Origin of the sequence: Microbacterium sp. dk485 (assembly GCF_004570445.1) — a bacterium.
Classification (GTDB): domain Bacteria; phylum Actinomycetota; class Actinomycetes; order Actinomycetales; family Microbacteriaceae; genus Microbacterium; species Microbacterium wangchenii.
Window position 1 is genome coordinate 1387831 of record NZ_SPQW01000001.1, and the last position, 21281, is coordinate 1409111.

21 protein-coding genes are annotated in these 21281 nt (G+C 70.6%); 9 read left to right on the forward strand and 12 right to left on the reverse strand.

Annotation, left to right across the window (positions count from 1 at the left end; genetic code table 11):
• Window positions 1–39 precede the first annotated feature (39 nt).
• Both murJ and E4V99_RS06495 read right to left on the reverse strand, forming a co-directional pair.
• On the reverse strand, window positions 40–1650 hold the full coding sequence (gene murJ / locus E4V99_RS06490) for a murein biosynthesis integral membrane protein MurJ (protein WP_135070608.1): 1611 nt from the start codon (window positions 1648–1650) through the stop codon (window positions 40–42).
• Complete coding sequence (locus tag E4V99_RS06495; RefSeq protein ID WP_135116728.1) at window positions 1647–3875, reverse strand: DUF6049 family protein; 2229 nt, start codon at window positions 3873–3875, stop codon at window positions 1647–1649. Before E4V99_RS06495 ends, murJ begins: the two co-directional genes overlap by 4 nt.
• Window positions 3876–3974: 99 nt before the next feature.
• On the opposite strand from E4V99_RS06495, the gene E4V99_RS06500 reads away from it, so the two are divergent.
• Window positions 3975–5498, forward strand: coding sequence for a class I SAM-dependent methyltransferase (locus E4V99_RS06500; RefSeq protein WP_135116729.1), 1524 nt, complete (start codon window positions 3975–3977; stop codon window positions 5496–5498).
• Between the two features lie 31 nt (window positions 5499–5529).
• The gene (locus tag E4V99_RS06505; RefSeq protein ID WP_135070599.1) at window positions 5530–6957 is read left to right on the forward strand and encodes a CCA tRNA nucleotidyltransferase; all 1428 of its coding nucleotides are present in this window, start codon (window positions 5530–5532) and stop codon (window positions 6955–6957) included.
• A gap of 9 nt (window positions 6958–6966) precedes the next feature.
• Here the strand turns inward: E4V99_RS06505 and E4V99_RS06510 are convergent, their stop codons facing one another.
• Window positions 6967–7536, reverse strand: coding sequence for a dihydrofolate reductase family protein (locus tag E4V99_RS06510; protein ID WP_135070596.1), 570 nt, complete (start codon window positions 7534–7536; stop codon window positions 6967–6969).
• A gap of 75 nt (window positions 7537–7611) precedes the next feature.
• Here E4V99_RS06510 and E4V99_RS06515 point away from each other — a divergent pair, with 75 nt between their 5' ends.
• Window positions 7612–8187, forward strand: coding sequence for a TetR/AcrR family transcriptional regulator (locus E4V99_RS06515; protein ID WP_135070593.1), 576 nt, complete (start codon window positions 7612–7614; stop codon window positions 8185–8187).
• Window positions 8188–8223: 36 nt separating this feature from the next.
• On the opposite strand, the gene E4V99_RS06520 is transcribed toward E4V99_RS06515, so the two are convergent.
• On the reverse strand, window positions 8224–9357 hold the full coding sequence (locus E4V99_RS06520; protein ID WP_135070590.1) for a hypothetical protein: 1134 nt from the start codon (window positions 9355–9357) through the stop codon (window positions 8224–8226).
• A gap of 324 nt (window positions 9358–9681) precedes the next feature.
• Between E4V99_RS06520 and rpsF the strand changes: the two genes are divergently transcribed.
• From rpsF to rplI, 4 genes are all read left to right on the forward strand, one after another.
• A complete protein-coding gene (rpsF, locus tag E4V99_RS06525; RefSeq protein WP_135070587.1) occupies window positions 9682–10068 on the forward strand; it encodes a 30S ribosomal protein S6 in 387 nt (128 codons plus the stop codon).
• The gene (locus E4V99_RS06530) at window positions 10068–10586 is read left to right on the forward strand and encodes a single-stranded DNA-binding protein (RefSeq protein WP_135070584.1); all 519 of its coding nucleotides are present in this window, start codon (window positions 10068–10070) and stop codon (window positions 10584–10586) included. The genes rpsF and E4V99_RS06530 overlap by 1 nt, the downstream gene beginning before the upstream one ends.
• Window positions 10587–10648: 62 nt before the next feature.
• Window positions 10649–10903 carry a 30S ribosomal protein S18 gene (gene rpsR, locus E4V99_RS06535; RefSeq protein ID WP_135070581.1) on the forward strand — a complete coding sequence of 85 codons (255 nt, stop codon included), beginning with the start codon at window positions 10649–10651 and terminating at the stop codon, window positions 10901–10903.
• An 11-nt stretch (window positions 10904–10914) separates the two neighbouring features.
• Window positions 10915–11367, forward strand: a complete 453-nt coding sequence (rplI, locus tag E4V99_RS06540) for a 50S ribosomal protein L9 (RefSeq protein WP_135070578.1) — start codon at window positions 10915–10917, stop codon at window positions 11365–11367.
• Between the two features lie 188 nt (window positions 11368–11555).
• Here the strand turns inward: rplI and E4V99_RS06545 are convergent, their stop codons facing one another.
• Window positions 11556–12911 (reverse strand): chaplin family protein, encoded by a 1356-nt coding sequence (locus E4V99_RS06545; protein ID WP_135116730.1) that lies wholly within the window; start codon window positions 12909–12911, stop codon window positions 11556–11558.
• Between the two features lie 86 nt (window positions 12912–12997).
• Window positions 12998–14059, reverse strand: a complete 1062-nt coding sequence (locus E4V99_RS06550; RefSeq protein ID WP_135116731.1) for a hypothetical protein — start codon at window positions 14057–14059, stop codon at window positions 12998–13000.
• 534 nt (window positions 14060–14593) lie between these two features.
• Here E4V99_RS06550 and dnaB point away from each other — a divergent pair.
• On the forward strand, window positions 14594–15961 hold the full coding sequence (gene dnaB, locus E4V99_RS06555; RefSeq protein WP_135070569.1) for a replicative DNA helicase: 1368 nt from the start codon (window positions 14594–14596) through the stop codon (window positions 15959–15961).
• A 58-nt stretch (window positions 15962–16019) separates the two neighbouring features.
• On the opposite strand, the gene E4V99_RS06560 is transcribed toward dnaB, so the two are convergent.
• The 4 genes from E4V99_RS06560 to E4V99_RS06570 form a co-directional block, all read right to left on the reverse strand.
• On the reverse strand, window positions 16020–16307 hold the full coding sequence (locus E4V99_RS06560) for a hypothetical protein (protein WP_135070565.1): 288 nt from the start codon (window positions 16305–16307) through the stop codon (window positions 16020–16022).
• Window positions 16308–16570: 263 nt separating this feature from the next.
• Window positions 16571–17101, reverse strand: coding sequence for a putative immunity protein (locus tag E4V99_RS06565; RefSeq protein ID WP_135070562.1), 531 nt, complete (start codon window positions 17099–17101; stop codon window positions 16571–16573).
• Window positions 17101–17283: a DUF6194 family protein gene (locus E4V99_RS18720; RefSeq protein ID WP_348630733.1), complete on the reverse strand. Its 183-nt coding sequence runs from the start codon at window positions 17281–17283 to the stop codon at window positions 17101–17103. Before E4V99_RS18720 ends, E4V99_RS06565 begins: the two co-directional genes overlap by 1 nt.
• Window positions 17199–17546, reverse strand: coding sequence for a DUF6194 family protein (locus E4V99_RS06570; RefSeq protein ID WP_240742759.1), 348 nt, complete (start codon window positions 17544–17546; stop codon window positions 17199–17201). The genes E4V99_RS18720 and E4V99_RS06570 overlap by 85 nt, the downstream gene beginning before the upstream one ends.
• A 55-nt stretch (window positions 17547–17601) precedes the next feature.
• On the opposite strand from E4V99_RS06570, the gene E4V99_RS06575 reads away from it, so the two are divergent.
• Window positions 17602–18342, forward strand: a complete 741-nt coding sequence (locus E4V99_RS06575; protein WP_135070559.1) for a MerR family transcriptional regulator — start codon at window positions 17602–17604, stop codon at window positions 18340–18342.
• Window positions 18343–18362: 20 nt separating this feature from the next.
• Here the strand turns inward: E4V99_RS06575 and E4V99_RS06580 are convergent, their stop codons facing one another.
• Window positions 18363–19316, reverse strand: coding sequence for an IclR family transcriptional regulator (locus tag E4V99_RS06580; protein WP_135070556.1), 954 nt, complete (start codon window positions 19314–19316; stop codon window positions 18363–18365).
• Between the two features lie 65 nt (window positions 19317–19381).
• Entirely contained in the window at window positions 19382–20785 is a 1404-nt protein-coding gene (locus tag E4V99_RS06585) for an aminomethyltransferase family protein (protein WP_135070553.1), read from the reverse strand.
• Between the last annotated feature and the right edge of the window lie 496 nt (window positions 20786–21281).

A 21281-nucleotide genomic window follows, 5' to 3' on the forward strand; every position in this document is an offset into this window, starting at 1 on the left:
CAACCCATCGTAGCCCCGGGGTATTCCGGGGCTCGGGGGTCATCCGCGTGGCAGAAAACGGCGTAGCATCCCGGCCGCGGGGGTCAGCTCCGGCGCCCGCAGGAGCGCGAGGACGCCGACGTACACGACGAGCACGACGGAGCCGATGATGCCCGCCCCCAGCGCGCCGAGGAACTTGTCGGCGGTGGTCCATCCCCCGACGCCGCCGAGCAGGAGGAAGACGCCCCATCCCGCCGCAGCGGCCGGCAGGGCGGCCAGGACGAAGCGACCCAACGCGGTGAGCCACGTCCGCACGCCGATGTCGCCGAGGCGCCGGCGCAGCAGCACGGTGGCCACGACGACCTGCACGGTGCTGGACAGTGCCTGGCCCAGGGCGATCGCGGCGGCGAGGTGTTCGATGCCCAGAACGCCGGCGTTCAGGGCAGCCTGTGCGCCCAGGGCCGTCCCGGCGACGAGGGCCGCCTGCAGGAGGGTGAAGAAGAAGGGCGTGCGGGTGTCGTCGTAGGCGTAGAACGTGCGCTGCACGACGAACAGCACGGCGAGGGGGATGAGGCACACCAGGAAGCACAGCAGGACGCCGGCGGCGGCGACGGCTTCCTCCGTGCTGCCGGTGAAGATCCGGGAGGCGGGCACCGCTGCCACGGCGAGGGCGGCGGTGGCGGCCACGACGAAGAGTCCAAGGATGCGGATGCTGCGGACGATGTCGGCGCGCACGTCGTCGTCGCGGCCGGCCGCGGCGTGCTGACTGAGACGGGTGAAGAAGGGAGTGCCGATCGAGAGCACGATGATCGAGTAGGGGAGCATGAACAGCAGCCACGCGTTCTGGGACACCATGACGCCCGGGAAGTCCTCGGCGGCGTCGGAGAGCACGCGCGACTGCACCAGACCGGCGAGCTGGCCGACGAGCACCATGAGGAACGTCCACCCGGCGAGCCGCCCGATCTGGTCGAGCCCCACGCCCCGCCACCGGAAGTCCGGGCGCACGCGCAGCCCGGTGCGGCGCCAGAACGCGAACAGGATGCCCGCCTGGATGACGATTCCGAGCGTCGCCGTGCCGGCCAGCACGGCGATCATCTCGGGTGTCCAGGAATCGACGGCGGAGATGGAGCCGAACAGCAGGATGAACCCGCCGAAGCCGGCGATCGAGACGATGTTGTTGACGATGGGCGCCCACGTGAACGGGCCGTAGACGCCGCGCGCGTTGAGTGCCTCGCCCACGAGCGCGTACAGACCGTAGAAAAGGATCTGCGGCAGGCACCAGTACGCGAACGCGGTCGCCAGCGCCTGCTGCTCCGGGGGGAATCCGGGGGCGTAGAGCTGCACGAGAAGAGGGGCGGCGGCGGTGGCGAGGACGGTGACGGCAAGGAGTGCGACGGTGCCCAGGGTGAACAGCTTCGACACGAACGCGCGGCCGCCGTCGTCGTGCGCGGCGGCCTTGACGATCTGGGGAACGACCACGGCGCTGAGGAGGCCCGTGGAGATGATCGCGTAGATGTTGTTCGGCAGCTGGTTGGCGGTCGCGAACGCGTTGCCGGCGCCGGTGGTGGCGCCGACCGCGGAGACGAGGACGATCGCTCGCAGGAAGCCGGTGAGCCGGGAGACGACGGTGCCGGCGCCGATGAGCAGGCTCGCGCGGCCGAGACTGCTCACGGGATGACCTCCGGGCCGGGATCGTCGGTGCGGACCTCCGGTTCGAGCGAGGCTTCGGCCTGCTCGCGCGCGCGGGCGCGGCGGCGCCGCACCGTGCGGAAGATCCCCAGTCCCACGAACAGCACCATGAGGCTCACGAGGATCACGAGCCCGATGGTCTCCCATTCGGCGCGCACTTCGACCTCGGCGCTCTGCACCGTGCCGATCGGCACACCCGTCGGGCTGTACAGCTGCATCGTCAGGGTCACCTTGCCGTTGCCGATGCGGGCCTGCACCGGGATGGTCACGCGCGTGTTCTGGGCGGCGGCGGCGACGACTTCGGTGCGGTCGGTGACGACGAGGCGCGGGTCGTTGGGCTGAGCCATGAGGACCAGGTTCGCCTCGTAGGGGAGGTCGTTGCGCACCCACGGGCCGAAGTTCGCGTCGTAGCTGATGAGGTTGAGCGTGCTGGAGGGCAGGATGCCCACGGCATCGAGGGTTTCCCGTGTCTGTTCGCGGTGTCCCGTCAGCGCGGCGGTGGCCGCCTCCGGCTCCGCCCGCCATGCCACCGCCAGGAGCTGCAGGATCTCCGCGCGCTGGCGCCCGGTGAGCAGCGCCGGGTCCGTCAGGATCGTGGCGAAGCTCGCGATCTGGGCCTCGTCGCCGAGCAGCTGCGTGAGCTCGGCCACGCGGGGTGCGTCGGCGGGGATATCGCCGACGCCGACGTCGACCGGTTCGGCGGCGGTGAGCACCGGCATCTCCGCCGGGGTCACGCCGGGGGCGAGCGCCGCGGCGTTCAGCGCGGTGCGCAACCCGACGCGCTCACGGTCGGTGCCGCGATCGACGGTGACGAGGATCGGCTGCCCGCCGCTCTCGCGCGCCGCGAACGCCAGGTACGCGGTGGCCTCGGTCAGCGACGCGGCACGGCGGGGCGTGTCGGTCTCGCCGGCCGCGTGGTGCAGCGCCGCCGAGATCTCCGAGTCGTATACGAGCAGCTGCGCACCCGCGGCCGTGGCGCGGGCGCGCACGGTGTGGTTCCCGCTGCCCGCGGAGGTCGTGTCCGAAGGGACGAGGGTGAGGGGGGGAGCCCCCTCCACCGTGGTCGCGCCGAGCGCTGCGACCACGTCGCCGCCGGCGGAGCCGGTCGCCGGCCAGAAGACGCCCGCCTGCGTCGGATTGCCGATGGCCGTCAGCTGTGCGAGATCGGGCAGCGGATCTGTGCCCTCCGGGTCGTCCGCCGGCTCTGTCGGGGAGGGGGACGCTGTCGGGGAGGGGGACGCCGTCGGGTCGGGGGTGGCGGTGGGTGTCTGGGTCGGCGGATCTGCCAGCACCTCGGGGGACAGGTACGACACCAGCGAGGTCGGCTGAAGGGGCGTGGGAAGGCTCGCGTGCACCTGCGTGGCCAGATCGGCGTCGCCGAACTGCAGTGCGAAACGGGTCAGCGGCAGCGCCTCCAGGCGCGCGAGCCACTCGATGGCGCTCTCCGGTGCTGCTGTTCCGCGCGCCCGGATCGCGGCCGGCAGGGCGGGATCGACGGCGAGGATCGCGCTGGTCCCCTCCACCGCATCCAGTTGCGCCGTGAGCTCACCGTCGGGCGCCGTGAGCTCGGCGAGGTCGTCGACGCCGAGCAGTCCGGCGCTGCCGGGCGGGGCGGTGATGGGCACCACGACGCCCACCGACGCGGCCACCGCGTCGTCGGGAACGATGAACACGCTCGTGGCGGCGAGCGTCTGCCCCGCCACGACGGCGGTGGCACGCAGCGGATACACCCCCGCGCCGCGCTCGGCGAGGGCCGGCACCTCCGGTGGCACGACGATGGCCGAGGTGGCGTCGGCGCCCGAGACCACCGCCGCCAGGGGCGCCTCGGCAACGGGCGGGAGCGCCGCCGGCTCCGTGTCGGCGAGCCACGACGCCAGACCGCTCCGGTCGGGGATCGGCTCGGTGCCGAGCTCGAGGGTCACCGTCGTCGCCGGCACGGTCGCCTCGGTGCCGTTGGCGATGGTCGCCGACACGGCCAGCTGGTCCCCGGGGCGCACGATGCCGTTGCCCACGGGTGACAGGGTGAGGTCGGCCTCGCCCGACAGCTCGGGCCCCGACGGAGTCGGTGTCGGCGTCGCGTGCGCGGGAACGGCCAGCATCGGCGCCACCAGAGCGGCGACCACCAGCGCGGCGCGCCCGGCGGCGCGAAGGCGCCGCAACGGGCGGGAACGCGGCGTGCGGGCCGGGGCGGATGTGGTGTCGGTCATGTGGCTCCGGCGCGGGCAAGAGGGCGACCGCACCGCAGCGATTCTACGGGCGGCGCCTCCGAGACCCCCGTGCGCCTCGCGGGACGATTGAATGGACGGATGCTGCCGCACCCCGAACCCGCTCTCGCCGCGGCCCTCGCCGCCGATCTGCGTGCCGCCGGATACACCTCCGACGGCCTGCGCTCGGCGTGGACCGCGCCGGCGGACGAGGCGATCGCGCGTGGCCTGCGCCGACCCGCCCTGCGCGCGCTCGGTGACCGCACCGACGCGCTCGCGGTGCTCGCGCGGCTCCTGGGCCTCGGAGTCGCTCAGCCGCGGGCGGCGGTGGACGCCGCCCTCCCGGCCACCGGAGCGGAGGGACTGACCCGCCTCGGTCTAGCCGAGATCTCCGGCGACACGGTGCGCGCCGCGGCCATGGTCCGACCGCAGTCGTTCGCCGACGACGCCGGAGAGGGCGAGTGGTGGATCGCGAGCGACCTCGACGAGGCGGCCCGCGGCGGCGGCGCGCTGCCGGAGGACCACGTGCTCGGCGTGGGCGGAGCATCCCTCACCCTCGCCGGGCTGCAGGTGCCGGATGCGGCGGAGACGGGGTTGGACCTCGGCACCGGCTGCGGCATCCAGGCCCTGCGGATGCGGCGGAGCGTCTCGCGCGTCGTGGCCACCGACGTGTCCGAGCGCGCCCTGGCGTTCACGCGGCTGAACGCCCTCCTCAACGGCGTGGACGGCATCGAGACGCGCGCGGGGAGCCTGTTCGACCCCGTCGCCGGAGGGCGTTTCGACCGCATCGCCTCGAACCCGCCGTTCGTCATCACGCCGCGGCGGTCCGGCGTGCCCGCCTACGAGTACCGCGACGGCGGGCGCGTCGGCGACGCGCTCGTGGCCGGCGTGATCCGCGACGCCGGCACCCACTTGGCCCCCGGCGGCGTCGCCCAGATGCTCGGCAACTGGGAGACCAGCGACGGTCAGGACGGGCTCGAGCGCGTCCGGGGCTGGATCGAGGGCGCGGGGGTGCCGCTGGATGCGTGGGTGATCGAGCGGGAGCGGCTGGACCCGCTCGCGTACGCCGAGCTGTGGGTCCGCGACGGCGGCACGGTGGCGGGGACCCCCGAGTTCGCCGACCTCGTCGACGCGTGGCTGGACGACTTCGCCGCACGCGGGGTCACCGGCGTCGGGTTCGGATACGTGCTCCTGCGCCGGCCCCGCCACGACGGCCCCAGCCTCGCCCGGTACGAGCGCGTGCCCGGCACCGTGGCGGCCGCGCCCGGCGCCCACCTGGCCGCCGCGCTGGCCGCGCACGACCGGCTCGCCGGGCTGGACGACGTCGCGCTGGCCGCATCCCGGTTCGTCGTCGCGCCGGATGTCACCGAGGCGCGGCACCACCGCCCGGGCGAAGAGGCCCCCACGGTCATCGAGCTGCGCCAGGGCGGCGGATTCGGCCGGGCGCTGTCGGTGGATCCGGCGCTGGCCGCGCTGGTGGGCGCGAGCGACGGCGACCTCGCCGTGGGCGCCCTCGTCGACGCGATCGCCCAGCTGCTGGAGGTGGATGCGGGGGCGCTGCGCGCAGACCTCCTCCCCCGCGTGCGCGAACTGACGTTCACGGGCTTCCTCCGCTTCGCCGACTGACCCGGCCCCGGGCCGCGGTTAGGCTCGACGCATGCTGAACATGGCCGAGGGTGTCGCGCGCCTGGATGCGCTCGCCGACTCCGCCGTCGTCGCCCGACTGGGCCGCGCCTTCGCCGACGCCGGGCACGAACTGGCCGTCGTGGGCGGGCCCGTGCGCGACGCGCTGCTCGGACGCGAGACCCACGATCTCGACTTCACCACCGACGCCCGCCCCGACGAGATCCTGCGCATCGTCACGCCGATCTCCTCCGCACGGTGGGACGTCGGGCGCGATTTCGGCACGATCGGCGCGCGCGTGTCGGGCGAGCAGGTGGAGATCACGACGTACCGCGCCGACAGCTACGACGGGATCACGCGCAAACCCACCGTCGCCTTCGGCGAGACGCTCGAGGAAGACCTCTCGCGCCGCGACTTCACCGTCAACGCCATGGCCCTGCGCGTGCCCGGCAAGACGCTCGTCGACCCCACCGGTGGCGTGGAGGACCTCATCGCCGGTCGCCTGCGCACCCCCATCGATCCGGCCGTGAGCTTCGGCGACGACCCGCTGCGGATGCTGCGGGCGGCGCGGTTCGCGTCACAGCTCGGCTTCCAGGTTGATCCGGCCACCCTCACCGCGATGGCGGAGCTCGGCGACACGCTCTCGATCGTCAGCGCCGAGCGCATCCAGGCAGAACTGGTGCGCACCCTCACCACCGACGATCCCGTGCGGGGCATCCGGATCCTCGTGGACACCGGGCTCATGGAACGCTTCCTGCCGGAGGTGCCCGCCCTGCGCCTCGAGGTGGACGAACACCATCACCACAAGGACGTCTACGAGCACTCGCTGACCGTGTTGCGTCAGGCCATCGAGCTCGAGCACGCGCGGCACCCGGGGGCCGCCCCCGACGTGCCACTGCGGCTGGCAGCCCTCCTGCACGACATCGGCAAGCCGGCCACGCGACGGCTCGAGCCCGGCGGTGGCGTGACCTTCCACCACCACGACATCAAGGGCTCGCGGATGGCGCGTAAGCGCCTGCAGGCGCTGCGGTTCGACTCCGACACGATCGGCTCGGTCGCGACCCTCATCGAGCTGCACCTGCGGTTCTTCGGCTATGCCGAGGGGGCGTGGACCGATTCGGCGGTGCGCCGGTACGTCCGCGACGCCGGTGAGCAGCTGGAGCGGCTGCACATCCTCACGCGCGCCGACGTCACGACCCGGAACAAGCGCAAGGCCGCTCGGCTGGCCGGCGCCTACGACGACATCGAGTCCCGCATCGCCGCGCTGCGCGAGCAGGAGGAGCTGGACTCGGTGCGTCCCGACCTCGACGGCAACCGCATCCAGGAGATCCTCGGCATCCGCCCCGGGCGCGAGGTCGGCGAGGCGTACCGCTTCCTGCTCGAGCTGCGCCTGGACGAAGGCCCCCTCGGCGAGGAGGAGGCCGAACGGCGGCTGCGGGAGTGGTGGGCCGCGCGCAGCTGATCCGCCGGGTCAGGCGCGCCGGTACTCGTTGACGATCACACCGGAGGCGTACGGCGTCGAGCGCTCCAGCACGAACGACCGAGGGTCATAGACCCCCGAGAACAGCGGAAGCCCCGCACCGAACACGAGCGGATTCACCTTCAGCACGAGGCGGTCGATCTCCTCGATGAGGGCACCGGCGAGAACACCGCCTCCGCACAGCCAGATCCCCACGCCCTCGCCGGCCTTCAGGCGCCGCACCAGCGCGACCGGGTCTTCGTCGGTCAGCGTGATGCCCGCGGGCACGTCGGCATCCAGGTGGCGGCGGCTGAAGACGTACTGGTCCAGGTGCGGGTAGGGATCATCCGTCGCTGCCAGGCCCGCGGCGTAGGTCTCCCAACCCATCACGACCGCGTCGAAGCGCCGGCCGTCGGCTTCGAGTCCGACGGCCTCCAGCCCCACCCGTGGCACGGTGTCGCGCCAATCGCGGAACACCATGTCGATGTGGTCGCCGGTGACGGGGATGGCGTCGAACTCGCCGTCCGGGCCGGCGATGCGCCCGTCCAGTGTCACGGCGACGTAGTACGTCAGTTCACGCACGATTGCTCCTTTACCACGACAGAAGTAGTGGTAGCGAAACTACAACAACTGTTGTGATTTGGCTAGGGTGTGGGCATGGCCCGCAATCCGTCCCGCCGTGCCTCGCTCGCCGACGCGGGCATCTCCGTGCTCGCGCGGGAGGGTGCGCGAGGACTCACGCATCGCGCCGTGGATGCCGAAGCCGGCGTGCCGGCCGGGACGACGTCGAACTACTTCCGCAGCCGTGCGCTGCTCCTGGATGCGCTCGTCGCCCGCATCGGGGAGCGGCTCGCACCCGACCCGCTCGTGCACGCGGAGTTGTCGGAGCGGGCGCCGACGAAGGACCTGTTCGCCGAGTACCTCCGCGACATCGTCCGGCGGCTCAGCACCCAGCGCGACGTGACGCTGGCGCTGTTCGAGCTGCGGCTGGAATCTGCTCGGCGACCGGAGGTGGCCGAGGCGATCGGGACGTGGCTGCGGACGGGATTCGACGGCGACGTCGCATTCAACACCGGCGCGCGGCTGCCCGGCGGCCGTGAGGAGATCGCGCTGTTCCACTATGCGATCGACGGCCTCCTCCTGGACCGGCTGACCACGCCGATCGATCCCGCCACGCCCACCGACGCCGTCGTCGAGGCGCTCGCTGCGCGTCTGCTTCCCCCCGCATCCTGAGGGTGCCCCGGCCGTTGCCGGACGAGGGGGCGGCGGTCAGTGGAAGAGGCCGAGGATCGTGGGCATCGACCACACCACCACCATGACGATCACGACGACGACCGTGACCACCGAGGTCCGGGTCTTCAGGCGCTGGCCGCCGGGGGCGACTCCCGCCGGGGGCGGCGTGATCATCGGAGCGGAGGAGGGGGCGGCGCCCGCGGCCACCGCCGCCGTGTCGACAGAGGGGCCGGATGCCAGCCGGTCGTCGCGCCAGCGGGCCCACTGCGCGAACTTGTCGAGCAGGGCGGCGACCACCGAGAACAGCCACGCCCACGTCGCCGGATCGAGCGTCGAAAGGTCGCGCTTGGCGTACAGGAACAGCCAGTCGTCGACGATCTCGACGTCCAGGGCGGCGGCGTTGTCGATGAAGCGCGCCATGATGTCGGGCGTGAACAGGTACAGCGCGTCGCGTTCGTAATCGGGCGGGCAGTAGAGCGAGAAGAATCGGTCGAAATCACCCTCGAGGCTCAGGCGCTGGTCGCGGTCGAATGCCGCGGGAAGGTTGGAGACGCCGAACAGGCCGTTGTTGCCGACGGCGTCCAGCACGATGTGCGGCAGCGGCACATCGAGTTTCACCGCGACGTATCCCCACCGGTGGGTGGTGCGGTTCTTGCCCGACCCGGTGGTGTAGCGATAGTTCGCGAACTCCACGAAGCGCGGCTGCATCCCGCGGACGATGTCGCTGGACGCCCGGGAGCTGCCGCGCTGGAAGATCAGCCCCGGCAGGGGTGGCTTCGCGACGGTGGGGAGGAAGCTCATGCCGTTCGTGCGCGCGAAGCGGTCCAGCCGGTACCAGCGCTCGCCTCCTCCGCCACCGCGGACAAGGGCCACGATGACCACGGCGATGGCGCCCCCGATGATGAGGAACGGGGCGAAGGTGAACAGCGAGACGAAGCCTCCACCGCTCGCGAGCACGGCCAGCAGCGCCGTGAACACCGTGCCGGACATGCCCAGAACGATGATGCCGAGCACGACGGCCACGGCGATCACCGCGCCCCCGGATCCCGCCATCCAGCCGGGCGCCTTGCCCTGCGCGCGGAGCTCGCGGACGAACGCCTTCGCCGCGGCGCGGTCGACCGGATCGGTCAGCGGCCGCGCGTCGAACGCGACCGGCGCCGGCGCGGTCATCCGCGGCTTCCCCGACGGCGCCCCGGCAGTGGGGCGACACGGGCGGCGACGTCGGCGGTCCACGGCATGCGCCTACGTTATCGAGCAAGCCCCGGGTGAGACACCACATTCCGTCCGAGACATACCGCGTCGCGTGGTGTCTCGGACGCGATGTGGTGTCTCGCGGATGGGGCGGGGCCGCGATGTGCGAGGGGCGGTGCCATCCGATACACTGTGAAGGTTGTCCGGCGACGCCTGTGCGCGTCTCACCCCGGACGACATGCACACACCCTCCTGCTGACGGGAAATGCCCGGCAGCCGTTCTAGTCCGAAGGAGGTGGGTTAGTGACGCACCAGTACGAACTCATGGTCATCTTCGACCCCGAGGTCGACGAGCGCCAGGTCGCTCCGAAGCTCGACGGTTTCCTCAAGGTCATCACGACCGACGGAGGCACCATCGACAACGTCGACATCTGGGGCCGCCGCCGTCTCGCGTACGAGATCAAGAAGAAGACCGAAGGCATCTACGCCGTCGTGAACTTCACCGCGAGCAGCGAGGCCACGCAGGAACTCGACCGTCAGCTCAAGCTGAACGAGCAGATCATGCGCACCAAGGTCCTCCGTGCCGAAGAGGCCATCGCGCTCGTCGCCTCCGAGGCGCAGCGCAAGGAGGCCAAGGCTGCCCGCAAGGCGGCGGCCGCCGAGACCCGGACGGCCCAGAAGGACGCCTGATGGCCGGCGAAACCGTCATCACCGTCGTGGGCAACCTCACGGCCGACCCCGAGCTGCGCTACACGCAGAACGGGCTGCCGGTGGCGAACTTCACCATCGCATCCACCCCCCGCACGTTCGACCGTCAGGCGAACGAGTGGAAGGACGGCGAGGCGCTGTTCCTGCGCGCATCCGTGTGGCGTGACTTCGCGGAGCACGTGGCCGGTTCGCTCACCAAGGGCGCGCGGGTCATCGCGACCGGTCGCCTGAAGCAGCGTTCCTACCAGGACCGCGAAGGCCAGAACCGCACCTCCATCGAGCTGGAGGTCGACGAGATCGGCCCCTCGCTGCGTTACGCCACCGCTCAGGTGACGCGCGCGGCCAGCTCCGGTGGTGGCGGCGGCGGTGGCCAGCCGCGTCAGCAGCAGGTCGCCGCGGATGAGCCGTGGTCCACGCCCGGTTCCGCCGGCGGCGGTGCCAGCGGCGGTGCAGACGCGTGGTCCGCGCCCGGCAACTACGGGGACGACACCCCGTTCTGATTCACGCTGGATGCCGCGAGCCCTGAGCCGCAGCATCCGCGCTTCATACGAAAGAAGGAAAGATGGCTGGAAAGTCAAGCGGCGACCGCCGCAAGCCGCGGAAGGGTGGCAAGCCCACCGCTCCGGCGAAGCCCACCCGCGTCGGCGTCATTGATTACAAGGACGTCCCGACCCTCCGCAAGTTCATCTCGGAGCGCGGGAAGATCCGCGCCCGTCGTATCACCGGTGTCTCGGTGCAGGAGCAGCGTCTGATCGCCCGTGCGATCAAGAACGCGCGCGAAATGGCGCTCCTGCCCTACGCCGGCGCCGGCCGTTAAGGGGCACCCGCATGGCAAAGCTGATTCTCACGAATGAGGTCGCCGGGCTCGGAAGCGCCGGTGACGTGATCGAGGTCAAGAACGGGTACGCCCGCAACTACCTCATCCCCCAGGGCTTCGCGGTGGCGTGGACCCGTGGCGGGGAGAAGCAGGTGGCGTCCATCCGCGCCGCCCGCGAATCCCGCGCGATCCACGACCACGAAGAGGCCGTGTCGCTCAAGAACACGCTCGAGTCCAACAAGGTCAAGCTGTCGGTGAAGGCGGGTGCCGAAGGGCGCCTGTTCGGATCCGTCAAGACCGGCGACGTCGCCGACGCGGTCAAGGCCGCCGGCTTCGGAGACCTGGACAAGCGCAAGATCCACATCACCTCGCCCATCAAGGCGGTCGGTGAGCACGAGGCGACGATCCGCCTGCGTGACGACGTCACCGCTGTGATCACCCTCCAGGTGGTCGCCGCGAAGTAACGCGTGCAGCGTCCGCCCGTCGGTCGCACCCGGATGCCGCGGACCCGTTGTGGTCCGCGGCATCCGTCGTTTCACGTGCCCCCGTCACGAAAGTGCATCAGGCCCGCGAGAGTGCACCGATTCTGGTGCACTCTCGCCGGGTTCGTGCACTTTCGGCGAGGGGGATGCGCCGGAGTCGGCGCACCGTCTCACGCCGTGGCGCGCCGGAGTGCGAACAACACCGCGCCGCTGACGAGGAGGAGCGTCGCCATCAGCAGCGTCGCGGTCATGCCCGTGCCTCCGGTGTCGGCCAGGGTGGCCGGCGGGGTGGTGGAGGCGGCCAGGGCGACCGGCGCACCGATCACGCCGTCGTCCGCGATGGCGGGGCCCGCCGCGGCCGGCGGTGCACCCGGCATGGTCGGGTCGGCCGGAGTCGCGGGGTCAGCCGGATCCGCCGGGGTCAGCGGCGCGCCCGGATCCGCCGGGTCGACGATGGCCGGCGGTACGACCGTGGTGGAATCCGCCGTCGAGCAGTCGCCCACCCCGCACACCGCGTTGCCGCCCACCGTGACGGGAATCGCGACCGGTGTCACGACCTGCGTGCCGCCCGCGGTGCTGCCCTCGCCGTCCGTCGAAGGCTCCGTGCCGCCCGCGGAAGGCTCCGTGGTTCCCGCGCCCGGCACTGCGACCGTGGTCGCGGTGTCGGTCTCCGCGTCGCCGATCACCGAGACGGCGTTGCCGCCCGCGGTCACCGGAGCGGCGATCGGAGCGAGAACCTGGGTCCCCCCCGCGACGCTGTCGTCGCCGCCCGTGACGGCGTCGCCGGCGGTGCCGCTACCGGGTGAGGCCACCGTCGTGGCACCGGCGGTCGTGCTGTCGCCGAGGACCGAGATGGCGTTTCCTCCGACCGAGACCGGCGCCGTCACCGGCGCCTGCACTTGGGTTCCGCCGAGGATCGCCTCGTCGCCGGATGTGGCAGCGGATCCGCTGCCGGTGGCCGGTGGGGCCGCTGCCCCTGCCGGAGCCGCGGTGGCGGCATCCGAGGACCGGCTGTCACCGAGGACCGAGATGGCGTTTCCGCCGACGGTCACGGGCACGGCCGCATCCACGAGCGCCTGCGTGCCGCCCAGGATGCTCGCCTCTCCCGAGGTCTCCGTCGGCGGCGTCACCGCGACGGTGGGTGCGGGAGGCGCCGTGGCGGCATCGGCGGACGCGCTGTCGCCGATGACGGAGACACCGTTGCCCGCAAGGGTGATCGGAACGGTCACCGCGAGCACCGCCTGAGTTCCGGAGACGGTGCCCCCTGATCCGTCCGTTTCCGCCGTCGCTGCGGGATCCGGTGCCGGCGTCGTGCTGACGGCGTCGCGGGAGGAGGAGTCGCCGAGGACCGAGATGGCGTTTCCGCCCACGGTGACCGGGAGCTCGACCGAGATGAGACCCTGAGTGCCTGACAGCAGACCGTCGTCGCCGGACGTTTCGGCCGCGGATGCGACCCCTGCTCCGAGGACGGCGAGCCCGCCCCCCACGAGCGCTCCGAGAAGCGCTCTCTTGATGAACCTGCGCATGATGTAACCCCTTCGTGAGTGAGTGAGATGGGTGCGCGCGAACGCGCGGGATCGTCTGCCGCGCCCAGGCGCGGCGGAGCACTCACTCAGTCGGGGGAGATGTCGGTGTCGAATACCGGTGCGCCGGGGAGGGCGTCGTCGGCGAGGTGGTGCAACGACGACGCTGCGCGTGCGTGCTGAGCGTCCTCATGGCTCAGCGCGAGCAGTGCGCCGCCGCCCTGGCCGCCAGCCGCCACCATCCCGACAGGCCCATCCGTCGCGCCGCCGGGCGGCGCGGGTGAGCTCGGCCCGCCAGCGGGCGCCTGCGCGGCGGAGGCGGCGGCGACGACAACGGTGGCCTGCTCGAAGGAGGGCGCCCGCGCGGCGGGCCGGGGCGTCGCGCCGTCAACGGCGGGCGGGTGGACGGATGCTGCGGCGATCGATGTCGCGGCGGGAAGGACGGAAGCTTCGGAGAGGGCGGGATCCGTCCCGGCGCCCGGGGTCGTGCCGGCGTCCGGGGTGCGCAGGGCATCGGTGAGCGCGGTGAGGCCCGAGAGCGGGAGGCTCGGCAGCAGCGGTCCAGCGGATGCCGCGGAGCCGACGACGTCGGCGACGGCATCGTCAACGCCGTCGGCGACCGCGCGGAGCGCATCGTCGATGCCCGTGCCCACGAGGACGTCGGCCACGACCGGGAGCTGAGAGCCGGCGTCGACCACGGGCGCCACGATGGCGGTGACCGCACCCGCGTGCGCAGCATCCGTGATGGCCCCGGTGGTCGCCGACACGACCGTCGATACAGTCTCGTCGGTCGCACCGACCACGGCGTCGCCGGTGCGCACCACGGCGTCCACGACGGCGGTGACCGGCGTGACCACCGGCTCGGCCTCGGGCGGCACCGTGCGCGAAAGCAGCGGGGCCACCTGACTGGCCACGTCCGCCACGACCTCGTCCACCGCGCCGCTGGTGTGCTGCAGCGTGTCACCGACGCCGTCCAGCGACTCCCCCACGGCACCGAGTAGGCCCGAGCCGCGATCGGAAGACCCCTCCTGGGCGGACGCCGAGCCCGCCGAGACGAACATGCTCAGTACGCACCAGGCGAACCCGGCGAGCACCGCGAGCAGCACCAGGCGAGTCGGCCGGAGCCGAGTGCGGTACTGCGCGATGTCCACGTCTTCACCTCCGCGTGAGCGTCGGAGCCGGTGTGCTCGTGGGACAGACCGTAGGGCCTACCACCCCTGGGACTCAAGACGACTTGACAGAGTGCGCGGTTATCACTACGGCGCACGCCGTTATCCCCGGATTTGTACACAACCCCGAACCCGTATCCACGAACCTTCAACCCACACTTAAAGCACATCGACGGCGGTCACCTGTGGAAAGGGAAAGCGCAGGTCATTCGGCGATTCCGTCTTCACTATCCAAAAGTTTTCCGGAGTTGTCCACAGGTGTTGTGCACAGGCTCGGCGGCGTTTCGCGCAGTCCTTCCACAGACTTATCCACAGGCCGGTTTGCATGCCGGAAGACCCCTCCATAGCGTGGGTGCAGTCCATCAAGGACGAGCCGCTGCAGGTCGACGAGGGCGTGTCGGGGGTCCGTGTTCCGATAGGAATGCGGGATGGCGCGTGCCCGGAGACCATTGCTCCCAGCGGCGTCTCGTGCTGCCTTGATGGACCCACCCGTGCCCGACGGAGAATGGAGAGCGCGTGTCGATCGCCGACATCTCGGAAGAGCGCCTCGGCGGACCCCGCCAGGCCGAACGCACGCCCCCGCACGATCTCCTCGCCGAGCAGAGCGCCCTGGGCGGCATGCTGCTGTCGAAGGATGCGGTCGCCGACGTCATCGAGACGCTGCACGGTGCGGACTTCTACATCCCCAAGCACGAGCTGATCTTCGAGGCGGTCCTCTCCCTCTACTCGCACGGTGAGCCCACCGACGTCGTGGCCGTCACCGACGAGCTCATCAAGACCGGTGAACTCCAGCGCGCCGGCGGCGCGGACTACCTGCACACCCTGACATCCATCGTCCCCACCGCGGCCAACGCCGGCTACTACGCCTCCATCGTGGCGGAGCGGGCACTCCTGCGCCGGCTCGTGGAGGCCGGTACGCGCATCGTGCAGATGGGGTACTCGGGGCAGGGCGACGCGCTCGACCTCGTCAACAACGCCCAGGCCGAGATCTACAACGTCTCCGGTGCCGAGACCGCCGAGGACTACGTCCCGCTCACGACCGCCGTCGACGCCGCCGTCAACGAGATCGAGGCGGCGCGCGGCCGGGACGGCCAGATGACCGGCATCCCCACGGGGTTCGCCGGGCTGGACCAGCTCACCAACGGCCTGCACGGCGGCCAGATGATCATCATCGCCGCCCGCCCTGCCATGGGTAAGTCCACCCTCGCGCTCGACTTCGCCCGCGCGGCCGCCATCAAGCACAACCAGCCGACGATCTTCTTCTCCCTCGAAATGGGGCGCAGCGAGATCGCCATGCGTCTGCTGAGCGCGGAGGGCGCAATCCCGCTGCAGAGCATGCGCAAAGGAACGCTGGACTCCCGCGACTGGACGACGATCGCCGCGACCCGCGGCCGCATCAACGACGCGCCGCTGTACATCGACGACAGCCCCAACATGACCCTCGTGGAGATCCGGGCGAAGTGCCGGCGGCTCAAGCAGCGCGAGGGGCTGAAGATGGTCGTCATCGACTACCTCCAGCTCATGACCAGCGGCAAGCGGGTGGAGTCGCGTCAGCAGGAGGTCAGCGAGTTCTCCCGTGCGCTGAAGCTCCTCGCCAAGGAGCTGCAGTGCCCGGTCATCGCCCTGTCGCAGCTGAACCGTGGACCCGAGCAGCGTGCCGACAAGAAGCCGGCGCTGTCCGACCTTCGTGAATCCGGCTCGATCGAGCAGGACGCCGACATGGTGGTGCTGCTGCACCGCGAGGCCGCCTACGAGAAGGACAGCCCCCGCGCGGGTGAAGCCGACCTGATCGTGGCCAAGCACCGTAACGGCCCGACCGACACGATCACCGTCGCCTTCCAGGGTCACTACTCGCGCTTCACCGACATGGCCCCGGAGATGTAGCGACCCGCGTCGTCGGATGAGTGACGCATGGCGCCACCCTTCCGATCCGCATGGTCGTCTACTTCGCGACCGGGAGACCCCGCGCGGCGGCGTCGCGAGCGCTGTCCCGACGCGCAAGCGCCTTTCCCAGGGCCCGGAACACGACGATGCCGACGATCACCACGCCGATCGACGCGAATCGGACCGCCCAGCTCGCGGGAGTAGCGGGATCCGGCCACAGCCCGAGCACGTTCTGCACGAACCCGGGCAGGGACGGCAGATCGACGATGCCGGTCAGCAGGCTCCCCGCCGCTACCATCCAGCCCATCACGACCACGATCAGGACCAGGACTCTGGCGCTTCTCATCGACATTTCCTCTCAGACGATTCGTCGCGGGCCCCTGGACGGTTCCCGCTGAGAGGTAGTCGACACCGTGTTCTCGGAACACACGCAAGGGGCGAGCGGGTCCACAGTTCCCCCCTCGCCGCGGGCGCGCAGTCGGGGTCAATGCGCGCCGAGTCCCCCTTGCCACGACGCTCGGGACAAGTACGAGCGATTCCTGCACCTGGATCTGAATTCCCGCTGGACCTGCCCTTGTCTCCCAATACGAATGTCGCGCTCGGACGCGACTACGTCAGACGAGCTTGGATGGCGCGGATGTTCGCTGCCAGGACGCCTCGGCTGAGGAGACCGGGTCCGAGCGGACCGCTCGTGTCTTCACCGAGGAGCGGCAATCGTCGTAGCGCTGTCGTGGCTTCCGGGCTCAGCTGGTCGAGCTGCCAGCGGATCTCGTCGCGGACGGCGTCGACCTGATTGGGTCTCGACAAGCCCGCAGCTTTGGCCGCGTATGCGGCCGCCCCGAGGGCATGCGCACCCATGTGCGCCACGCCGGCGGCTTGCGCCGCTGCTCGCGCGGCCGCGATGGCCGCCGGGTTCGTGACGTCGTGTGCAGCGCGTCCCGCGACGAAACGGCGACGGATCTCTCCCGCGGCATCGAGCTCGCCGCGCGCGAATGCCCGCGTGCGAGCGATGGCATCACGCGGCCGCGAGTCGGTAGGTGACTCCCACTCGAACATCGCGAGGACTCGTTCGGCGCAGTCCGCCGCCCACCATGCCACGACTCGCCGATCGTTCTCGCTCAAGGCCTGCGGCGATCCCATCACGCAGTGCCGGAACGACGAGAAGCGCGAGCTCGTGCTGCCTCATGCGCGTCGTGGAGCAGTGAGATGGCCTGCTCCGACGTCGAGGCGGCAGGGTTCACCACTGACACCCATCCGGCCGTCCCGTACAGAGGGTGCGAAACGAACACGTCGGTATCCGCAGAGCTCGCACCCTCGTCCACGATCTGCGGTGCACGGTCGCGCCCGACGTGATGTTCACGCGGAACCGACCAGGCTCGTCGAGTCTCGATTCCTCGTCGTCGGGATAGTTCTTCGTCACGATCGTCCCGTACGGCTGAGTCCGCTCCGGCATCACACCATCCGGGGCGTAGTAGAAGAACGCATCACCCCACGCCAGCGCCGGCGAACCGCTCCCCTCTTCCGGAATGACCACGAGCACGCCCTCGAAGCCGCTGACAGCATGGACGATCTCTTTCATCTCCATCCCTCAATCGTCAGCTTCAAGTGCTTATGTGGACCTTGGCTAGATGGGAGCACGGATGCCAGCGACCAAGTCTCAAGAGGCGGGATGGACGACGGCTGCGGCCGCTCGGCTCGTGGGCTACTCCACGCAACAAGTACGCGACCTTGAACGGCTCGGAGTCCTCCCTGCCGCCGAGCGCACCCCCAACGGATACCGGCGCTACCAGGAACGCCACATCCTCGCGCTCCGCGCCTATCGCGCACTGGCCACCGCGATCGGCCCCGTGCCGGCGCGACAGATGATGCCCACGCTCGTGCAGGGCACCCTCGACGCCGCCGCCGAGAAGATCGACGACCTGCACGCCTTGCTCGCCCGCAGCCGAGACCACATTCGCGAAGCAAGCCGCGGTCTCCAAGCCGTCCTCACCGACACGACCCACGTCTTCGACGACCACGACTCCATGACGATCAGCGAGCTCGCAGAGGCACTCGGTGTTCGCGCATCGGCACTGCGCCACTGGGAGCACGAAGGACTCGTCAACCCCGACCGGGTCAGCCGGTCCCAAACCCGTCGATACAACGCCCGGGCAATCACCGAAGCACGTATCGTCGCAGCATTGCGAAGCGGCGGGCACCGCATCCCACCGATCGCGCGCGTACTCGACCAGCTTCGCCAGCACGGCCTGACGGCGGAGGCGCAAGCACTTCTCGACGAGCGGCTGACCGTCCTCAGCCGCCGTAGCGTCGTGCTCCTCGGCGCTTCAGGAGACCTCCACGCCCTGCTGAACGAGCGGGCGCAGACTGCTGCGGCCGGCTGAGACGCCGTCCGGGACATTTCTCACCGACATGGCCCCGGAGATGCAGCACCCCGCGGAGAGGTCACGACCGCGGCATCCGCGGGCCGGTCGTCGTGCCGGGAGCACCCAGGCAGCGGGGCGTCGTGCGGGTCGGCGTCGAGACTCTCGAGGTACTCGATCGAACGGCGTGACCCGCGCACGAGTGAGCGGATGCCGTGCGTGCGCTCGTCCACGTCCGGGCGATACGCCACCGCGAGGTCGTGGGTGATGCCGACGGCCGCACGCCGCAGCAGTTCGACATACGGATGGGGAGAGACGCCGTCGTTCGGCACGACGACGCCGATCGCGGCATAGACGCTCCCGCCGGGGCCGGTGACGGCCACTGCGATGCCTCGGGACTCCGGATGGATGTGCCCGTCCGTCACGGCGAATCCCTCGTCGCGCACCTTTCGCAGGTGTGCGCGCAGCTCGGGTCCGGAGCGGATCGTGCGTTCGGTGTAGGTGCGGAGGCCGTGAGCGATGACATCGTCGACGAGCGTCGCATCCGCGTGGGCCAGGAGAACCAGCCCGCTCGACGACGCGTGGAGGGGGATCCGTCCGCCGACGAGGGTCGCGTTGACGACGGCGTCGCGGGTGGAGACCCGGTCGATGTAGAGCACGTCCCGTCCGCTCAGCACACCGACCTGGGCGTGCTCGCGGACGCGCTCATGCACGGCGCCCAGCCAGGGCCGTGCGATCTCCCGGAGCCCGACGGCGCCGGGGGTGCGGCTGGCGAACTCCCACAGCCGCACGCCGAGGCGGTAGGTGCGATCGGGAAGCCGCTCGAGCAGGCCCTCGCCCTCCAGCGCGGCGACCAGGCGGTGGGCCGTGGAGACGGCGAGACCGCTGGCCTCGGCGATCTCGCTGAGCGTCAGGAAGGGGTGCCACGCATCGAAACTCTCCAGCACGCGCATGTGGCGGCGCAGCACCGATTCGCCGGCTGATTCTCGTGCCACCGCGTCCTCCTCAACGACGCCGCCATGCTAGCCCCCGCTCTGGGTGGCGCCGGCCGTCGATGAGGTCAGGCGTTCTGGCGATACACCGTTCGGGCGTAGTCGTGATACGGCGCCGGGGCGACCGTGGCACGGATGCGCACCTGTCGGTGATCGGCGTCGACCGAGTCCTTGCGCGAGACGGGGCTCTCACCCCACAGCACCTCGACTTCATCGCCGTCTCGCACGTCGGCGTCGAGGGTCGCCAGCGACATGTACAGCTGGTCGTACGACACATACCCGGCATCGGTGGAGATGCCGACCCGTTCGCCATTCCTCTGGATCTCATCCATTTGGTAGAACCCGTATCGCGCCTTGGGGAAGTCGAGGTACTTGGCAGGGGTGCCCGGCTCCAGCTGCGAGCGGACGACCGCCGCCACGTCGTCCGAATTCCAGATCAGTGTGACCTTGCGCCGGCGGACGTTCTCCGCGTGATTCTCGAGGGCCTCGCGACCGTGGAACTCGTGGTCGAAGCGCACTGAGCGACCGAGGCCGATGTCGAAAGGCGTCATGTAGTAGTCGTGGATGTCCGGCGAGTGCAGTGAGCCGCCGACCGATCCGATGCGGGCAGCAGGAAGCCACTCGCGGTACTCAGCGAAGTCGTCGTCGAACACAGCCGGGAACGGTGTCGGCACCCAGCCCGACTCGAGCGGCGACGAGGAGTACGCCTTCGCCCCGACTCGCCGGATACCGTACTCCTCGCCAGCGGCCATGAGTGCGTCGCGCACCGCATCGGCGTCCTCCCACGGTCCGTAGAACTCGAAACCTGGTTGGCCGGCCATGCCGTGGCGGAGGGCTTTCACGGGCCGGCCCGCGATCGTCACGTCGCCGATGTGGAAGAACTTGATGTGGGGCACCGGTCCGCCGAAGACCTTCTCCATGACGGAGTCGGCGTGCGGGCCCTGCAGCTCGTAGCGGTAGAACGTGGGCGGCCCCTGCCGCATCTGAGAGTTCGGCTCCAACCGGTAGCGCACATCCTTGCCGCCCTTCTGCGCCTTCTCGACGTTGAAGCGCACCCAGTCGATGAGGATGTGGTGCCCGATCAACACGAGACCCTCCGGGCCATCGGAGTTGTAGAACAGGATGCCGTCGCCGATGAGGTAGCCGTCCTGGTTGACCGAGATGAGCTGCTTGGCGACGCCGGGACGGAAGGTGGCGAAGGTGTTGGGCGAGATGGAGCTGAGCAGGGCGATGAGGTCCTCTCCGTCGAGGAACAGCTGCGTCATGTGGTGGGACTGGTCCATGAGCGCCACCGTGGTGTTCCAGGCACGCTGTTCGTCGCGCCAGTTGGTGAACTCGGGCGCCACCGGAAACGTGAATGCCGGCCAGTTCTGGTTCCGCAGCAGTTCCGCGGGGCTGCCTGCCCGCTCGATCGCCTGTGCGAGCGACTCGGCCCTGGTGTCGGTTGCGGTTGTCGTGGGATCCGTGGTCATCGTCGACCCTCCGTCTGTGTCGGGGAAGCGGATCCAGGCTACGAACAGAGGCACTCCGCCCCGTCGCGTTTTTCCATTGAGTGGGAATCGAGACCGACGTCACGACGGCCCAGCGGTCGGCTGGGAGGGCGTCGAGAGCACCGGTGCGTCGTGGGTGCCCGTCGGCACCACGGACTCGACGATCATCTCCCAAATCCCCGACGACGCCGACGCGGTCTACGTCGGGCTGGGCGGTGCGGATGCGGCGAGCTGGCGGTGCGGTAAACCGTCGGATGTGGAATCCGCAGCGGGACGCCTCCCCGAGCGGCGCCTCATCGCGCCCGATGCTCGGGGGGATGGCTCTACCCGAACCTCGAGGATCCCCGGGTCTTCACCGCCGCGATGCGCGGGTTTCTCAGCCGCCACGGCCTCTGACCGGAGGCATGGACCGCGCTGACCTTCTCTGGCATCCGCTTCACCGCCACCCGCTCAGCGACCTGCGCGACGGCTCTTGACC